At 58.9% G+C, this 15,865-nt stretch carries 16 protein-coding genes and 1 pseudogene; 8 read left to right on the top strand and 9 right to left on the bottom strand.

Features of this window, described 5'->3' with window-relative positions:
• Positions 1–250 precede the first annotated feature (250 nt).
• Positions 251–1,231 carry a kinase gene (locus tag E5W70_RS04760; RefSeq protein WP_292654570.1) on the top strand — a complete coding sequence of 327 codons (981 nt, stop codon included), beginning with the start codon at positions 251–253 and terminating at the stop codon, positions 1,229–1,231.
• On the top strand, positions 1,228–2,274 hold the full coding sequence (locus E5W70_RS04755; protein WP_292654567.1) for a PLP-dependent cysteine synthase family protein: 1,047 nt from the start codon (positions 1,228–1,230) through the stop codon (positions 2,272–2,274). The genes E5W70_RS04760 and E5W70_RS04755 overlap by 4 nt, the downstream gene beginning before the upstream one ends.
• 41 nt (positions 2,275–2,315) lie before the next feature.
• Here the strand turns inward: E5W70_RS04755 and E5W70_RS04750 are convergent, their stop codons facing one another.
• From E5W70_RS04750 to E5W70_RS04725, 6 genes are all read right to left on the bottom strand, one after another.
• Positions 2,316–3,047, bottom strand: a complete 732-nt coding sequence (locus tag E5W70_RS04750; RefSeq protein ID WP_292654564.1) for an amino acid ABC transporter ATP-binding protein — start codon at positions 3,045–3,047, stop codon at positions 2,316–2,318.
• Positions 3,044–3,700, bottom strand: a complete 657-nt coding sequence (locus tag E5W70_RS04745; protein WP_292654561.1) for an amino acid ABC transporter permease — start codon at positions 3,698–3,700, stop codon at positions 3,044–3,046. Before E5W70_RS04745 ends, E5W70_RS04750 begins: the two co-directional genes overlap by 4 nt.
• Positions 3,701–3,806: 106 nt before the next feature.
• Positions 3,807–4,490 (bottom strand): ABC transporter substrate-binding protein, encoded by a 684-nt coding sequence (locus tag E5W70_RS04740; RefSeq protein WP_292654559.1) that lies wholly within the window; start codon positions 4,488–4,490, stop codon positions 3,807–3,809.
• A gap of 226 nt (positions 4,491–4,716) precedes the next feature.
• Positions 4,717–6,009, bottom strand: coding sequence for a threonine synthase (locus E5W70_RS04735; protein WP_292654556.1), 1,293 nt, complete (start codon positions 6,007–6,009; stop codon positions 4,717–4,719).
• Complete coding sequence (locus E5W70_RS04730; RefSeq protein ID WP_292654553.1) at positions 6,006–7,199, bottom strand: Xaa-Pro peptidase family protein; 1,194 nt, start codon at positions 7,197–7,199, stop codon at positions 6,006–6,008. The genes E5W70_RS04735 and E5W70_RS04730 overlap by 4 nt, the downstream gene beginning before the upstream one ends.
• Complete coding sequence (locus tag E5W70_RS04725) at positions 7,189–7,962, bottom strand: IclR family transcriptional regulator (RefSeq protein ID WP_292654550.1); 774 nt, start codon at positions 7,960–7,962, stop codon at positions 7,189–7,191. Before E5W70_RS04725 ends, E5W70_RS04730 begins: the two co-directional genes overlap by 11 nt.
• Before the next feature lie 146 nt (positions 7,963–8,108).
• On the opposite strand from E5W70_RS04725, the gene E5W70_RS04720 reads away from it, so the two are divergent.
• The gene (locus tag E5W70_RS04720) at positions 8,109–8,369 is read left to right on the top strand and encodes a helix-turn-helix transcriptional regulator (protein ID WP_292654547.1); all 261 of its coding nucleotides are present in this window, start codon (positions 8,109–8,111) and stop codon (positions 8,367–8,369) included.
• Positions 8,370–8,396: 27 nt separating this feature from the next.
• Here E5W70_RS04720 and E5W70_RS04715 read toward each other — a convergent pair whose 3' ends face one another.
• Positions 8,397–8,612, bottom strand: a complete 216-nt coding sequence (locus tag E5W70_RS04715) for a helix-turn-helix transcriptional regulator (protein WP_292654544.1) — start codon at positions 8,610–8,612, stop codon at positions 8,397–8,399.
• A 127-nt stretch (positions 8,613–8,739) separates the two neighbouring features.
• Here E5W70_RS04715 and E5W70_RS04710 point away from each other — a divergent pair, with 127 nt between their 5' ends.
• Both E5W70_RS04710 and E5W70_RS04705 read left to right on the top strand, forming a co-directional pair.
• Positions 8,740–9,489, top strand: coding sequence for an autoinducer binding domain-containing protein (locus tag E5W70_RS04710; protein WP_292654541.1), 750 nt, complete (start codon positions 8,740–8,742; stop codon positions 9,487–9,489).
• Positions 9,490–9,513: 24 nt separating this feature from the next.
• Positions 9,514–10,194 carry an acyl-homoserine-lactone synthase gene (locus E5W70_RS04705; RefSeq protein WP_292654538.1) on the top strand — a complete coding sequence of 227 codons (681 nt, stop codon included), beginning with the start codon at positions 9,514–9,516 and terminating at the stop codon, positions 10,192–10,194.
• 119 nt (positions 10,195–10,313) lie between these two features.
• On the opposite strand, the gene E5W70_RS04700 is transcribed toward E5W70_RS04705, so the two are convergent.
• A complete protein-coding gene (locus E5W70_RS04700; RefSeq protein WP_292654535.1) occupies positions 10,314–11,549 on the bottom strand; it encodes a TadE/TadG family type IV pilus assembly protein in 1,236 nt (411 codons plus the stop codon).
• Positions 11,550–12,044: 495 nt separating this feature from the next.
• Here E5W70_RS04700 and E5W70_RS04695 point away from each other — a divergent pair.
• A pseudogene (locus E5W70_RS04695) lies at positions 12,045–12,186 on the top strand (amidohydrolase); the annotation flags it as partial.
• 249 nt (positions 12,187–12,435) lie between these two features.
• Entirely contained in the window at positions 12,436–14,067 is a 1,632-nt protein-coding gene (locus E5W70_RS04690; RefSeq protein ID WP_292654531.1) for an amidohydrolase, read from the top strand.
• A 170-nt stretch (positions 14,068–14,237) separates the two neighbouring features.
• On the opposite strand, the gene E5W70_RS04685 is transcribed toward E5W70_RS04690, so the two are convergent.
• Positions 14,238–14,711, bottom strand: a complete 474-nt coding sequence (locus E5W70_RS04685) for an Lrp/AsnC family transcriptional regulator (RefSeq protein ID WP_254818629.1) — start codon at positions 14,709–14,711, stop codon at positions 14,238–14,240.
• Positions 14,712–14,840: 129 nt separating this feature from the next.
• Between E5W70_RS04685 and E5W70_RS04680 the strand changes: the two genes are divergently transcribed.
• The coding region (locus E5W70_RS04680; RefSeq protein WP_292654526.1) for a 1-deoxy-D-xylulose-5-phosphate synthase N-terminal domain-containing protein at positions 14,841–15,865 on the top strand (1,025 nt) is incomplete at its 3' end.

Raw genomic sequence — 15,865 nt, 5'->3', positions numbered from 1 at the left:
CTCCTTACAAGAACAATAATGAAGACACGGTGCCACGGCGCACTGGGTTCGGAACGGTTGTCCGCATGGCCAACCGCGCTCTGCGAGTGCTGCTGTGTCTAGTCAAGTATTGGATGCCCCGATTTGTGGGGCCGATCTTGTCCGTATCTTTGCATGATGCGCATGCCAGTGAAACTACCAAGATCTGGCGAGTGACAGCATGGATCAGTCATACGCATCATCTGTCAATTCCAGGTGAGGAGATGACGTGATGACAAAGACGGGGATGCCGAGGTCCGGCCATCGGCCAAATTCGAGCAAGATCAACAACGAGACTCTCAGGCTGCCTCTGGCGGTAGGAGTGGGACGAGCCCACGCCCATCATGGGGAATTCCTCCAAGGCGTCTTTGAAGGGGAAAACGGAAGGCTTTGCCGCGGACTCGTAACCCTGCCGCTCACGTCGCAAGAGTCGCTAGCGTCTTTCTGGCCGCATGAACAAAATGGGATTCGACCGCGGCCTGCAAACCGGACCAAAGCGGCTCGCGCGGCAGCCCTCACGCTCGAGCATATCGGAGTAGTTGAAGGAGGTGGAGAGCTTACGATCGAAAGTCCTATCACGATAGGGCATGGCTATGGTTCTTCGACCGCAGACGTCATTGCTGCGATTCGTGCGGTGGCAGCTGCTGCGGGCCTCACACTGCGCCAGTCAACGATTGCGCGACTGGCGGTGGCCGCAGAAGGCGCAAGCGACGCCATTGCCTACGGCGACCAACCCCTCCTCTTCGCCCACCGGGAAGGCCGTACGATCGAACATTTCGGTGGCGAATTCCCGCCCCTTCTCTTGGTGGGTTTCAGGGACGGCAGTGCCCGGCCGATCGATACGCTAAGCATGCCACGGGCACGTTACGATGGTGAGGAAATCGGGCTGTTCCGTGTTCTGCGGGGACTGGCGAGCCGATCGATTCGGCAACAAGATCCCCGCCTGCTTGGACGTGTCGCAACCATCAGCGCCAGTATCAGTCAGAGGCACCTGCCGAAGGCATCCTTCAATACCGTTTTGGATATAGCGCGGGCGCATGACGCGTGCGGTGTGCAGGTGGCCCACAGCGGCACGTTGATCGGCATCCTTCTGGATGCGGCTGCGCCCAGGGCGGCCATGCGCGCTGCTGAGCTCGCAAGGCAGGTGAGCGGCGCAGGCCTCCAAGGCGTCCATACGTTTGCCCTTAATGCCGAAACGGGGCTGATCCAGTGAGCGCGGCGCAAGACTATTTACGCGCCTATGAGACGCCGCGATTTGCCCAACTCGCACCCAACCTCAACGCCGCCTGCTTTTCCCTCATGAAGCTGATCCCCGCCCGGTTCATGGTCGATCAGGCGGAAGCGTCAGGGCGCCTCAGGCAGGAGGGTCACATCATCGAAACGACGTCGGGCACATTCGGCCTCGCCATCGCCATGCTGGCTGCGGTTCGTGGCTATGCGCTTACACTTGTCACGGCCTCCAGCCTCATCGACCTGAAACTCAGACGGCGACTGGAACAACTTGGTGCCAAAGTCATGGCCATCGACGATCCTCAAGGAGACGGCAATCAGCGCGGTCGGCTCCAGTATCTTCAGCAGACCCTGCAAGATAGCCCGGCCACGTATTGGCCTCGACAATACGACAGTCCGGAAAACCGCCTTGCCTACGCGCGTCTGGCCGATCTCGTTGTTCGATCATTCGGCCGTATCGATTGCCTCGTCGGCTGCGTGGGCACCGGGGGGTCGCTCTGTGGAACCGGAGGCTTCCTTCGTGAGCTCTTTCCTGATCTCAGGATAATTGCTGTCGATACCCACAGGAGCATGCTCTTTGGCCAGCCTGTCGGACGTCGCATGCTGCGCGGGCTCGGCAACAGCGTTTTGCCGGACAATGTTCGTCATGAGATGATCGACGACATTCATTGGGTGGGCGCATTGCCGGCTTACGCTATGGCGCATGGGCTGTTTCGCGATCACGGGCTGTTCATGGGGCCAACCAGCGGCGCCGCAGCCTTGGTAGGCACCTGGTTCGCCAGGCAAAATCCGGAAGCCTCCACCGTCGTGATAATGCCAGATGAAGGGCATCGTCATTCCGATACAGTCTACAACCCCGACTGGCTCGCCGGTTTGAAGGATTGGCCAATCTCAATTCCTCTTGAACCAACAGTTCTCACGCAAATTCGTGCGGCCGAAGAGACGGCATGGACGAGATTCCCTTGGAACCGCAGAACTTTAAGCGCTGTCCTCGCAGGGCTGGGCGGCCTGTCCCCTACGCAGTGACAGGCTCGAATCCAGGCTAGGCGACAAACCAACATCAGGAGTCAGACAGGGTGCATGACCCGGTGAAGAAAATCTCTAGTGCGTTCGTGTTTGGGATGTCGAAGGAGCTCCTTGGCCGGGCCCTGCTCAACGATCCGGCCGCCATCGAGAAAGAGGACGCTATCGGAAACCTCTCGCGCGAACTGAATTTCGTGCGTAACCACGAGCATGGTCATGTTCTCGTCTGCCAGCGCGCGCATGACCTGCAGGACCTCGCCGACCGTTTCGGGGTCAAGTGCGGAGGTGGGCTCGTCGAAAAGAATGGCCTGTGGGCGCATCGCCAGGGCGCGGGCGATGGCCACGCGCTGCTGCTGGCCGCCCGACAATGATGCGGGATAGGCATTCGTCTTGTCGGCCAGGCCGACGCGATTGAGCAATGCCATGGCCCGGTCGCGGACCTGGTTCCTATTTTCCTTCAGCACGTAGAGCGGCCCTTCCATGACGTTTTCCAGGGCGGTGCGGTGCGGAAACAGGTTGAAGCGTTGGAAAACCATGGAAACACGGGTGCAGATGGCGTGAACCTGGGGCGAGGCGGCATCCACCACGGTGCCGTCGATGCTGATGCGACCGCGCTGATAGGTCTCAAGCCCGTTTACGCATCGTAGAAGCGTCGATTTGCCGGAACCCGAGGGCCCGATCAGACATACGACCTGTCCCTTGGCGATCTCGGCGTTGATTCCCTTGAGGACTTCATGGGCGCCGAAGGACTTGTGCACGTCGTCGAAGGTGATCATCCCGCCGCCCCAAGATAGCTCTCGACTCTGCGCATAAACAGGTTCAGCGGAACGGTCAGGCACAGGTAAAGCAGTGCCACCAAAGTAAAAACTGTCATGTTGTCGAAAGTGGACGACGCGAGCATCTTACCTTGCATGGTCAACTCCTGAACCGAAATCACCGACACAAGCGAGGAGTCCTTCAGCAGCATGATCATGTTGTTGGCGTAAGGCGGCAGGATAATCTTGACCGCCTGCGGCAGCACGACGCGACGCATCATCAACGCACGCTTCATCCCGATCGATTTTGCCGCTTCCACCTGACCTTTGTCGACCGCCTCGATGCCCGCGCGGAAGGTTTCCCCGAGATAGCAGGAGTGAGCCAGGCCGAGCCCGATCGTACCGGCCTGGAGCGCAGTCAGGTTGATGCCGATCTCGGGCGCGACAAAGTAGATATAAAAGAGAACCACCAGCAGTGGTATGCCGCGCACGAAGTCGACAAGAAGCCGCGTCGGCACGGCGAGACTGCGTATCTCGGATGTCCTCAATAGCGCCCAGACAAGGCCGAGCGCCGTCGCAAGACAGAGCGCAAGAAGGGTTATCATGACGGTCAGCCAAACGCCGTGAAGAAGAAGCGGTAGATATTCCGTTGCGTGCGCGATGAAATTGGTCATGGCCGGCTTCCTCTTGGCACGTTCCCGGCCGTCAAGGCCGGTCATTCCGATGCAATCCTATGGTCCTTCCAGCCGACGCTTGTTTCGAGGTCAATGCGGGATGGCTTCACAGGCCATATTTGGCGAATATTCGACTTAGTTCGCCGCTTTCCTTCAGCTTGGCGATGGAGGCATTCACCTTTTCGAGAAGCAGTGGATTTTCCTTGGCAACCGCTAACGCGACTTCGCCTTTTTTCATCGGCAGATAGCCGTCGACGAGGCGGACACCCAACTCGGGGTTCTTTGAAAGCTGATATGCGACGATCGGGGCGTCACCAAAGCCGGCCCTGATGCGGCCCAGGACCACATCACGCATCATGTCAGCGATTGAATCGTAGAGCTTGACTTGACCGAAGACGCCAAGCGCTTCCAGAGCCTCAGCGTAGGTCGAGCCGATCTGCGCCCCGACGGTCTCATCTCTCAGCCCTTCGATCGTGTAGTTCTTGCTGTCGCCGGCAGCAACAAACATCGCCTCGCCATAGGCGTAAACCGGCGTGCTGAAATCGATCACCTGCTTGCGCTTGTCGGTTATAAACATGCTGGCGGAAATCAGATTGATCTTGTCGGTCGTCAATGCCGGGATCAGGGCTGGAAAAGCGTTTACCTGGAAGTCGGCGGTCGTACCAAGGTTCGCGGCAATCGCACTTGCCAGATCGACCATCGCGCCAGTCGGCTTTCGGGTTGCGGTGTCGACAAACGTGAACGGCACTCCGGTTGGCGTGACGCCGACTCTGAGCGTTTCCTCAGCCATCGTCTGAGTTGCCATTACGATACCGAGGGCTGCGAGCCAGCCGATGAGTGTTTTGCGAAGCATGAAAATTCCCCTTTCATCATGTTTGAATCGAGGTTCCGCTCGCTAAGCGAGTTGAATTTGCCTCTCGTGGATAGCTTTTGGAAGTCGCAATACCGTCCAGTGATGGACGAGATCATCAGTCGATCAGAAGTCGCATCTGTTCATGATCGCCTCTATCTTCTCTTCAGGACATCTTGGCCGCGCGTTGTTCATGAGAGGGCGCGAAATAGTCGTAAGCCCCGGTAAGGTGTTTCCACGCGTCGGCAACTGACCGAAACGATTGTTGTGCGTGGTCCGGGCTGGTCGAACGATCCAGATCCTTGAGGCCGCTCGCTGTCACGATGGCAACGACGCTGTCCGACCGCGCGATCGTGCCCTCCCGTCTCAAGCATTCAATAGCTGCAAATGGGGTCACCGAGGCAAGCTCGGCAAATACTCCCTCGGTGGCCGCAAGCTGCTGCTGCATGTCTATCAGGCCGAAGTTGCCGACCGGCATCGCCATGCCGCCAGATTCACGCAGCGCGCTGAGCGCCTGAAATGTGCTTCGTGTGGTGCCGATCGAGATGGCAAGCGTGTCGAAACCCGCGGGAACCTCGGCGACCAGATCGGCCTTGCCGGCAAGCGCTTTGGCCAAGGATCCGTGCACTTCCGCCGCCAAGAGTCTCGGCAGCCGATCGATCCTGCCTTGGCTGAGAAGATCCTTGAATCCCGCCCAGAGCCCGGCAAGCGCGTCGCCATAGCAAACAGGCAAGGCGCACCAGTCCGGCACGGCTCCGTGCATCTGTTCGACGATCTCGTAAGCCAAGGTCTTGTAGCCCTCGATCCCGACAGGATGACTGCCAACCACGGGGCTGTGAAACGGCGACGTCGCAAACCATCCGAGGCGCTCGGTACCGGCGGCAAGCAATGGCCAGCGATGGGATTTGTCGGCCAGGGATACGACGCTGGCGCCGTATTTGCGGATCTGCGCCAACATTGCGCCGGCGGTGCCTGAGAATGTGACAACGACGCATTTCAGGCCCGCCCGTGCAGCATAGGCGGCAAGTGAGGCCCCGGCGTTGCCCGACGAAGCAGTCGCCACGACGTGTGCGCCACTCAAACGTGCCATGGACACCGCCACGGTGGAGAAGCGATCCTTGTGGGACCACGTAGGGTTTGCGCCCTCGTCCTTGATAAGAAGCTTAGGGACGCCGAGCTGCTTTCCCAGCCTCTCGGCGCTCAGCAGCGGCGTCAGGCCCTCGCCCAGGGAGATTGCATCGCTGAGCCCACAAGGAAGCATGTCGGCATAGCGCCAGAGCGAGGGCAGCGCGGCACCCGCTGCGGATGCGGCCGATGTAGCTCCGGATCGATCGTAGACGACCTTAAGATTGGCTGGCGCTTCGCCGCAGCATATCGGGCAGCCGCGTGAGTCGATTCTGGTTTCGATCCGGAACAAGGCGCCGCATCGAATACATGAAAAACCTGCCGCGCGGCTCATGACGGCACCCGGGTGATTGCATCGTGCGTCTGCGTCAGCCGCTCCACTCCGCCCTGGCGAACAACCACCATGTCCTCCACCTGGAGTCCCCAGCGGCCGATTTCGTAGTAGGGGGTCTCCACGCACAGCACCATTCCTTCTTCAAGGACGTCTGTACTGCGCGCCGAGAGCGTCGGCGCATCATAACCATCAAGCCCGATGCCATGGCCGACGTGATCGCGCTCGTAGTGGGCGATTCCTTCGCGCTGGACCACACGCACCACCGTCTCGAAGAGCTGTGCTGCTGGCAGGCCGGGTCGGATAATGTCGCAGGCATGCTGAACGCCGCGCAGCAGTGCCTGCTGAAGCCGATGCGCCTGCGGCGGCGGCTCGCCCAGCGTGGCGATGCGGGCAATGTCGGCGCGGTAGTGCCGAAACCGGCCGCCGACGTCGAAGCGGATGATTTCTCCAGCGCGCAACCTGCGGTCAGACGGCTGGACGTTCATAAGCGCGCTGCGCTCGCCAAAGCCGATGCATCCCAGTACGGGCAGGGCGCCTTCCTCAACCGTCCTGACGTGAAAAGCGCGCGCCAGATCTGCTTCGGTGGCGCCTTCCTGAGCAACGGCGAGTGCTGCTTGAATGGAGCGTTCGGCAATCTGGGCAACTTGGCCGAGCCGTTCGATTTCGTCTGCCGTCTTTACGGCACGAACCTCGCGAAGCAACGCGGTGGCTGGTAGGAACGACGCATTGGGAAAATGGGCTCTGAGGGTTTCCTGGTATCCTGGCGGGAGTCCCGCCTCGTCTATGCCTATCCGCCCACGTCCGAGGCGGGCTTCTTCCAATGCCGCGATCAAAGCCTCAATTGCATCGCCATGCCTCGGCAGGTCGCGAAGCTGGAGGTGTCGTTCATTGGCGCGGTCCACGGTGGTCGAGGAACCGACATTGGCGTGAAATTCGCCATAGCGCCGCACCTTGCTCACCCAGACTTCCTGATCGGCAACGAGGTCGAGGGTGCTGGTGCTGGCGATGATTTCAGGCGTGCCTTTGTCAGGAGCCGGCCACACAACATAGGCCTGCGGGCCACGACGAATCCATTGCGGCAAAGCCCAGAAGCCGCTCATATAGGTCACGTTTTCCGGCGTCGTGGCTATAACGGTATCAAGCCGAGCTGCCGAGATGCATTGTTTCAGGCGGACCTCGTTAAGCAGCATGATGGGAATCCCGAGCCTGTTTTGCTTCCGCAAAGCCGAGGCCAGCTGAGATGCGCGCCGCAGCCGCCATTACTGCCTCTCCAACCTCCGCGATCTCCACATGCGGCCCCACAGACCGGGGGTAGGCCGCGCTTATCGCCGCGATGATCATGCCCGATGCATCGCGAAGCGGTGCGCCGACCGCGATCAGCCCGGTAAAGTTCTCATCCAGGGAGGTTGTGTAACCGATAGATTCCGACGCCCTGATCTGAGCCACGAGCTTGTGCGGGTCCGTGACGGTGCGTACGGCAACCTGCTCCAGCGGACCGCGTCCAAGGATCCCAATGACTGCTTCGCCGCTCAGCTCCATCAGGAGTGCCTTGCCCAAGGCGGTGGAGTGCAAGGGGAACGTCTCGCCGGGTGACGAGCGAATGACGACAGGACTCTTGCTTTGCACGGTCAGGAGATAAATACCGCAATTGCCCCGCCTGATGCCGAGGAATGCGTTGAAGCAACCTTCGGCGGCCAGCGCCTGCAGTTCGATTTCAGCCAAACCAACCAGGCGATCTCTGCCCAGGACCTTCCGCGCCAGTGCCAGAACGGAGTGACCGAGCCGGTAGCGCCGCGAGTCTGGCGACTGCTCGACATAGCCCTGCTCTGCCAGGGTATTCAGAATTCGCTGCACGGCGGGAGCACTCTGCTCAAGCCGGCGGGCGAGTTCGCGCACCCCGACCGCTTCGTCCGCTTCCTTGAGGACATTGAGAACCGCAAGGCCACGTTCCAACGAAAGATTTCCTGTCACTGTCGTTCCTTATTTCGGAATGGCGTTCCGTAATATGATGAGAAAAGCAGCAATGGCGACGCCTGTCAATGACGAATGTTCACTATAGTGTGTCGTCCTAAAGTGTACGCAGCGACGACCATGCCCTCATGGACCTACGGGTGGTTGTCGGCCTGAACGTACAGAGGATTCGGCGCGCACAAGCCCTCTCTCAAGAGGAACTGTCGTTCCGTTCAGGGTTCACGCGCGCCTATCTGAGTGGTCTCGAGGCCGGCCGGCGCAATCCTACGCTTCTGTCGCTTGCAAAGCTTGCCACTGCATTAAGCGTCGACATCGAGGTATTGACCAAACGGCCAGGCAAAGACGCCCTAGCCGTAACGCCGCGTCGGCGACGCAGCAGAAAATCCTGATCCTCCCGCCGCCTCCTGGCCGGTGGATCACGGCGCGTTGCGACGGATGAGCTGCTCCACATCAACCTGCAATGCCAATGCCAGTACCTCCAAGGTATCGACGGTCGGTGAGTTCTCCTCCCGCTCCAGCTTGCCGACATAGTTGCGATCAAGGCCGGCAAGGTCCGCGAGCTGTTCCTGAGACAAGCCGGTACCTTGGCGAAGCAACCTCAGATTGCGAGCAAAAACCGACCTCAGCCTCATGCAGCGAGGCAGTCAGAACGCGCCCTTTAGTGCCACCTACTATAGTAGTCAAACGTCATGCCGCAGGTTGCGGTCGGGCCTAACTTATTTATTCTTTCTTTGTCTCAGTACATTGAAGGGGCGTGAAATGTCGGCGGTTCATGGGAGCGTTTTACAGCACCAGCTAACGCAAATCTTTGAAGCAACCTCGCTGATCGATCGTGCAAGCAGCGTCGCCGAAATCATTCGGCAACTGCGCAAGAGCATCGAACGTCACGGCTATGCAGCCTGTCTCGTCACCGAATTGCCACGCCAGGACACCGGATCGCTAGATGGACACATCCTTGTCAACGGTTGGCCGCGGGAATGGTACGACCACTACATGGCTGCCGGACACTATCGCCATGACCCTTGCGTTGCATTGTGCCGTGGTGCGATCGGGCCGTTCCTTTGGAGGGACGTCCATCACGGCTTGACGAACAGCAATGCCAGGAAGGTGATGGATGAGGCAAAAGAGTTTGGGCTTTGGGACGGGATCTGCATCCCAATCCAGGCTTCATTTGGCGATCCGGCCTGTGTAACGGTTGCCGGACGCGAAATTGATTTGGCGCCGACGGTGCGCTGCACCGTTCATGCCCTTGCGCGCCATGCGTACTCAGCTGCCGAACGACTCGTCGGCAGCTCGCTCAGACGGCCGAGACAAAAGCTTTCCCAGCGGGAACGTGAAATCCTGCAGTGGGTTGCTGGCGGAAAGACCGCATGGGAGGTTTCCCGAATACTTGGTATTTCGGAAAACACCGTGACGACCCACCTGCGCAACATCAAGCAGAAGCTCAGCACCGCCAATGTCGTGCACGCCATCGTCGAGGCTTATCGCAGGCGCGAAATCGAACTTTGATCCATCCTCAGATCTGGGTATTTTATGGGCAATCGTCGCGTGGTCGGATGGGTTCCATCTCGAGGAACCGCAATGATTCAGGTCCACGTCGTCGACGCGTCAAACAGCTTTGCCTATCGAGGCGATCTCGACAGTTACTTCCGCCTGCGACATGAAATCTATGTCGATGAACGTGGCTGGCATGAGCTGAGGCGCCCCGACAGTCGCGAGATCGACCCGTTTGATACACCAGAGGCAATTCATCTGCTCGGCATCCAGCCGGGAAGAGGTGTCGTTGCCGGATCCCGCCTGGTGCCGAGCCTCAGACCGCATCTGATGAGCGAAATCTTTCCGCAACTTGCCGATGGTGGCGTTCCGCGCCGAGCCGATATCTATGAGTGGACGAGATTTTTCGTGGCCCGGGATTTTCGCGAGCCCGGCCGACCCTGCCAGGCCGCCGGCGTGATCTACTGCGGAATTCTGGAATTCTGCATTCAGCGAGGCATAAGCAATCTGACGATTGTCTGTGAGGATTACTGGTTCGACCGCTTGGCATCGATCGGCTGGTGCCCAAGGCAGCTTGGGTCTTCATTCAAGTGCGATTACATGACCATCATCGGCGTGATGGTCGACGTCGGCCCGTCCGCCTTGGCCGCGACGCGACGATTCTATCGCATAACCGAGCCAGTACTTTGGGTCGAAACGCCATTCAAGCGGCTGGCCTGACCCCGGGCCGTCCGCTTTTGGGCGTCACGCCTCGAACGAACATGCTGCCTGGCGCACATCGCCGACTCCTTACGCCGGCGTCGCCCGCAACGAACCTCCTCGTCCCGGCTACAGCAAGTTCAATTCATCAGTCTGGTAGCAGAATTCGTCGTCAACAAGTCACTTGCGCCAGCAAGATAAATTGAGCCATTGCCGTTCATCTCGATCCGGTTGACGACAAAGATGCGAGGCTTACTGTCGGTCGACAATGCACCGCCACCTATAAGAAAAAGCTTTTGTGACGGCAGATAGATTATGCCGCCTAGATCTGTATCGCCTCCGCCAATGAGCGTCGAGGTTCTCTCCACGCTTTGGGGTTTTTGAGCTAGTGCGATCCCCATCCACGGGCCGCTGGTCGGCGCCGTAAGGCGTAGCTTGGCGCCGGCCTGCATTGTGGTGGTTGCCTGATCATCGAGTAGAACGATGGTGGTACCTTCAGCTGCATCGAGAACCGCTCCGGAGGAGAGCGAAAGCCCTCCCGTCCTGATAACATATGTTCCCGCGGCAAGATTGACCACCGCTCCAACCGATAGAGTGAGCCCTCCACAAAAAGTGCCGGGAGTGAGATTTGCGGTGCCGTTTTTGATCACCAGATTATTGTAGGTGCAGACATTGTCTGTTGGCCAGACCAGTCGGGAGATAATGGGATCTGCCAGCTCTTTCTGATTGAAAAGCGGTTGAGGGTTGAAGCCGGGAGACGGCCCGGAGGGGCCGACGACTGACGTCACCAATGTCCTGACCGACGATGAGCCATTCGTGGCCAGCGCAGACCCCGATCTTGAATTCACCTGCGCAACGCACTTCTGGCCATTTATCGATGAAGTCCCCGAATTCGACCATGCTTTCGAGGCGGACTGATCTAACACGAGAAGACAGACAGGGTATCGAGGATAGGCAATCGCGGTTGCGCTTCGGCTGATATCAAGTTTATCGAGGCCAAGGATTGCCGAGAAGGCCAATTCCTGCGGTTGGTGCAATACAACCGTCACGATTGTGGGATTGGTTGATTTGACCGTCTGGTGGGCGTCACCACTATAGGGACTTTGCGTGGCCACAAAGGTGGAGCTGGCGAAAGTATCAACGTTCGCCTGACGCTCCTCCGACGCCATGTCGCTGCTGTTTGCGTTTGCCACGGCCAACTGAAGGGCCGTGGCGTCAGCTCCCTCCTGCAACTGTTGAGCAGTTCGGCTCACGCGCGCAAAGTCTATCGCCACTCCGACGCCCAAAAGCATGACTGGCAAGACCAATGCAAACACCACGGCGAGGTTGCCGCATTCTGCACGCCAAAATCGTTCGGTCAGTTCGGTTACACGCATAACACCCCCCTTTTAGCTTAACCTAATGTAGAGACTGCCTGTTGAGGGTTCGTTTCTTGAGCCGGTAAAGTTGTCTCAATCACGACCAGCTTTTATGGAGGCAGCACCGGATGCGGGCTTCCAGCCTGTCCGGCAAGCGATCAGGAATCTCGGGAGCAGGGTATGCGGCGCTAGACGTCATGTTCCAGGGACACGTGGCTAGGTACGGTGAGGTGGCTGAGTATCCGGGCCGCCGCCGCCAGACGAAGCATCGAGGCCGCACACAACGCCATCGCCGAAATCCTCGATGCTGTCACACCTACCGCGTGCTACAACTACATCGAAAACTCTGGGTACAGCTCAACCTAAATGCGAACTGCTCAAGCCGGACCATCAGCCTGGCAGCCGTTCTCGCACTGGGCTCCGACGAATGATGCGGAACACACGAGTCATCTCTTGATGGCTGCACGCGGCATTGTTGATGACAAGGCCAAAGATGTCATCGAACTACAGACTGGGTCGGAGGATTTCGCGGAAATGCTGCGCATTGTGCCTCGGCCACGGCGGCAACGCCCCGCTCCACAATGCTGGCTTCGTGCTGGATGATGAAATTTTGCCGATTTGCGCAAGCCTCTTCGCGCGGCTCGTAGAAGAACGGAACGGCAATATGTATGCTATGGCGCCGTCCTCCGAATTGACACGTGCCACCATCGAAGTCGGCGCCCTCGACCCAATTCAAGAGCAGCACTACGAGACAGCAGCTCTGAGACGAAGCCAAACTTGCTCGAATGTGAGCCGCAGTGCTCAGTGCAGCAGTGAATATCAAGTCCTATCATGCCGGGAAAGCGCCTTCGCTGCGCGCCCTGCTGCCGAGCCAAGCGTCTCGTAAAAGGAGAGAGTTTTTCTAATGAGAAATGGACTTCATGCTGATGTCATTCTGAGGAATGGGCCGATCTATACCGCTTATGGCCAGCCCTATGCTGAAGCACTTGCCGTAAGAAAAGGGCGCGTTGTGGCGGTCGGATCTGCGGATAGCCTGGATGGTTTGCGCGGTGCTGAGACCGCGATGATCGATCTCGCGGGTCGCATGGCGCTGCCGGCGTTTAATGATTGTCATCTGCACATGATCATGCTCGGTCGCTCACTTGTGGAGATCAAACTCGGACCCACGCATGTGCGCTCGATACCTGAGGCGGTGGAAAAGATCCGCCAGCAGGCTGCAGCAACAAAACCGGGAGAGTGGATCTATGGCGGGCGCTACGACCACTTCGAATTGGCCGAAAAGCGGCATCCGACCATGGCGGAGCTCGACGCGGCGGCGCCAAATAACCCAGTTTACATCGCCAGATGTTGCGGCCATGTCGGGGTTGGCAATTCGCGAGCCTTCGCCGCCGCGGGCATTTCCGGCACCACTCCCGATCCCGAAGGCGGCCACATCGAGAGACGCGATGGCAAGTTGACAGGTCAGTTGCAGGAAAATGCGCAGAAGCTTGTCCTGAAAGCTATGCCAGCGCTTACTTTGGAAGAGGCGGTTGCCGCCATCGAAGGTGCGTCATCTCACCTTCTGAGTTTTGGCGTTGCGTCGGTTATGGACGCGGGCGTAGGTTTGAATGGACGGCTGTTGGACATGGCGGCGTTTCAGGCCGCCCGCCGAAGTGGACGATTGCCGTTGCGCGTATACTTAGCGCTCTTGGCCGGACCGGACGGGATTCTCGATGAGTGCTATGCAGCCGGCCTCGTCACGGGGGCCGGCGATGAGTTCTTGAAGATCGGACCAGCGAAGCTTTTTGCGGACGGTTCAATTGGCGGTCACACTGCAGCGATGTCGCTGCCCTATTTCAATGACCGGAACAACCGCGGTATATTTATCTATTCCGACAAAGAGATGCAGGATTTGGTCGCAGATTGCATGGCGCGCGGCTATCAGGTCGCGACGCATGCCATTGGCGACGCAGCCATCGAGCAGGTGCTCTTGGCTTATGAAAGGGCGATGGCAGGAGGCCATTCTGAACTTAGGCACCGGATCGAACATTGCGGCTTCGGCACAAATGAGCAGATGCGACGATTGCGGGATGCGGGCATCCTTCCCATCCCGCAACCCTGCTTCATCTCTCACTACGGGGATGTCTATGCGGATGCGGTTGGTGCTGAACGGACTGGAGCTTCATATCCAATGAGAAGCTGGATCGAGAACCACATGCAGCCCGCGGCAAGCTCCGATTCCCCGATCTGTCCGCCTGATACGTTGGCAAACCTAGCGTCTATGCTCACGCGAAAGGGACCCAGCGGCATCATCTATGGTCAAGACCAGACGATCGATATTGAGCGCGCGATCGAAACGATGACTTATAACGGTGCGTACGCCAGTCATTCTGAAAAGTACAAAGGCCGCCTCTTACCTGGTCAGGCTGCCGATATCGCGATCCTGGATCGTGACATAAGCGCGCTATTGCCGGACGAGGTGTCTGCGACAAAGGTCGATGCAACGATCGTGGCGGGACATATTGCATTTGATCGGCTCGGCGCCTGCAGCGGGTGAAAGTTCGCGTGACGCCCTGCTTCTCGATCTCGTGCGAATTCAAGCAGCCTCGCGACCGTCCCGGGAAGACGTCCTTTTACCAACCTCGTCTATAGCGCGTTTCTGGAGCAGTTGTGGTAGGCTGAATTCACCATGACTTGGGCGATTGACTTGCCAATGTTTGGAAAAAATCATGTCTCGACCGGCAGCCGGTTCGACCGCTTGATCTGCGCAAGCGCGAAGCTGGACTCGATCGAGGAGACGCCATCGAGCCGCGTCAGCTTTTCCTTCAGGAAGCGCTCATAGGCGTGCAAGTCGCGCACCACCACACGCAGCAGATAATCGCGCTGGCCAGTCATCAGATAGCAATCGACCACCTCCGGCCAGCGTGCGATCGCCGCGTTGAACCGCTTCAGCTCGTTCTCGCGCTGGCGCTCCAGCTTGATCGAGGCAAACACCGAGATCGGCAGATCAACCATGTCCTGGTCGATCAGGGCGGCATAGCCGGTGATCACCCCCATATCCTCCATCAGGCGGACCCGCCGGGCGCACGGCGAGGCGGAAAGGCCGACCCGCTCGGCAAGCTGCTGCGCCGTCATCCTGCCGTCGACCTGCAGCGCGGCAATGATCTTTCGGTCGATATCGTCCAGTCGACGTTTTGGCACAGAACGTCACTCCATTGGTCTATATTGCCGAAACCAGCTAACGCAGCTGCCAATCTCATGCAAGTTTAGCGACAATCGGTTTCTGCTCAGCCCTATGATTGCGACGATCGCAACGGGGAGTCTTGCAGCATGGACAAACAAAAACTGGAGGCACTTTCGGCGCTGGAGAAGAAGGTGCTCTGGCTGTCGACATGGATGATCCATAACGCCAATCACCTGCGCGAAAACACGGACGGCTTGAAGGTTGGCGGACACCAGGCGTCCTCGGCCTCGCTGGTGACGATCATGACCGCGCTTTATTTCTTAGTGCTGAGGCCGGACGACCGCATCGCAGTGAAGCCGCATGCCTCGCCCGTGTTTCACGCCATCCAGTATCTTCTGGGCAATCAGACGAGGGAGAAGCTCGAAGGGTTTCGCGCCTTCGGCGGCGCGCAAAGCTATCCGTCGCGGACCAAGGATGTCGACGACGTCGACTTCTCTACCGGTTCGGTAGGCCTCGGCGTCGCGCAGACGCTGTTTGCCTCGCTTGTGCAGGATTATCTCAGCGCCCGCGACCAAAACATGCCCGAGGGCCGCATGGTGGCGCTGCTCGGCGATGCCGAGATGGACGAAGGCAACATCTTCGAGGCGCTGCTGGAAGGCTGGAAACATGGCCTGCGCAACTGCTGGTGGATCCTTGACTACAATCGCCAGAGCCTCGATGCCGTTGTGCGCGAAGGCCTTTGGGAACGCTTCGAAAGCATCTTCAGGAATTTCGGCTGGGATGTGGTCATCCTGAAATACGGCAAGCTGCTCGAGGCCGCCTTCGCCGAACCGGGCGGCAAGGCGCTGAAGGCCTGGATCGACGCCTGCCCGAACCAGCTTTATTCGGCGCTGACCTTTCAAGGCGGCGGCGCCTGGCGCAAGCGGCTGCTTGCCGACATCGGCGAAAATCCGGGCCTGAAATCACTTCTCGACCGGCGCTCCGATGCCGAACTCGCCGCACTGATGACAAATCTCGGCGGCCACGACCTGCAGTGCCTGATCGAAGCTTTCGAGACGTCGCGCGGCAACGACCGGCCGACCTGCTTCATCGCCTATACGATAAAAGGTTTCTGCCTGCCGCTGGCCGGCCACAAAGACAATCATGCCGGGCTGATGACCAAGGATCAGAT

Source organism: Mesorhizobium sp. (genome assembly GCF_005063415.1).
Taxonomy (GTDB): Bacteria; Pseudomonadota; Alphaproteobacteria; order Rhizobiales; family Rhizobiaceae; genus Mesorhizobium.
The sequence above is the reverse complement of the archived record's forward strand: the minus strand, read 5'-3'. Positions and strand labels throughout refer to the sequence as shown.

Bases quoted from the DNA above. Each gene is read 5' to 3' on its own strand.
- E5W70_RS04760 (WP_292654570.1), top strand. From the start codon at position 251: ATGACAAAGACGGGGATGCCGAGGTCCGGCCATCGGCCAAATTCGAGC.
- E5W70_RS04750 (WP_292654564.1), bottom strand. From the start codon at position 3,047: ATGATCACCTTCGACGACGTGCACAAGTCCTTCGGCGCCCATGAAGTC.
- E5W70_RS04745 (WP_292654561.1), bottom strand. From the start codon at position 3,700: ATGACCAATTTCATCGCGCACGCAACGGAATATCTACCGCTTCTTCTT.
- E5W70_RS04740 (WP_292654559.1), bottom strand. From the start codon at position 4,490: ATGGCTGAGGAAACGCTCAGAGTCGGCGTCACGCCAACCGGAGTGCCG.
- E5W70_RS04735 (WP_292654556.1), bottom strand. From the start codon at position 6,009: ATGAGCCGCGCGGCAGGTTTTTCATGTATTCGATGCGGCGCCTTGTTC.
- E5W70_RS04730 (WP_292654553.1), bottom strand. From the start codon at position 7,199: ATGCTGCTTAACGAGGTCCGCCTGAAACAATGCATCTCGGCAGCTCGG.
- E5W70_RS04720 (WP_292654547.1), top strand. From the start codon at position 8,109: ATGGACCTACGGGTGGTTGTCGGCCTGAACGTACAGAGGATTCGGCGC.
- E5W70_RS04715 (WP_292654544.1), bottom strand. From the start codon at position 8,612: ATGAGGCTGAGGTCGGTTTTTGCTCGCAATCTGAGGTTGCTTCGCCAA.
- E5W70_RS04710 (WP_292654541.1), top strand. From the start codon at position 8,740: ATGTCGGCGGTTCATGGGAGCGTTTTACAGCACCAGCTAACGCAAATC.
- E5W70_RS04705 (WP_292654538.1), top strand. From the start codon at position 9,514: ATGGGCAATCGTCGCGTGGTCGGATGGGTTCCATCTCGAGGAACCGCA.
- E5W70_RS04700 (WP_292654535.1), bottom strand. From the start codon at position 11,549: ATGCGTGTAACCGAACTGACCGAACGATTTTGGCGTGCAGAATGCGGC.
- E5W70_RS04690 (WP_292654531.1), top strand. From the start codon at position 12,436: ATGAGAAATGGACTTCATGCTGATGTCATTCTGAGGAATGGGCCGATC.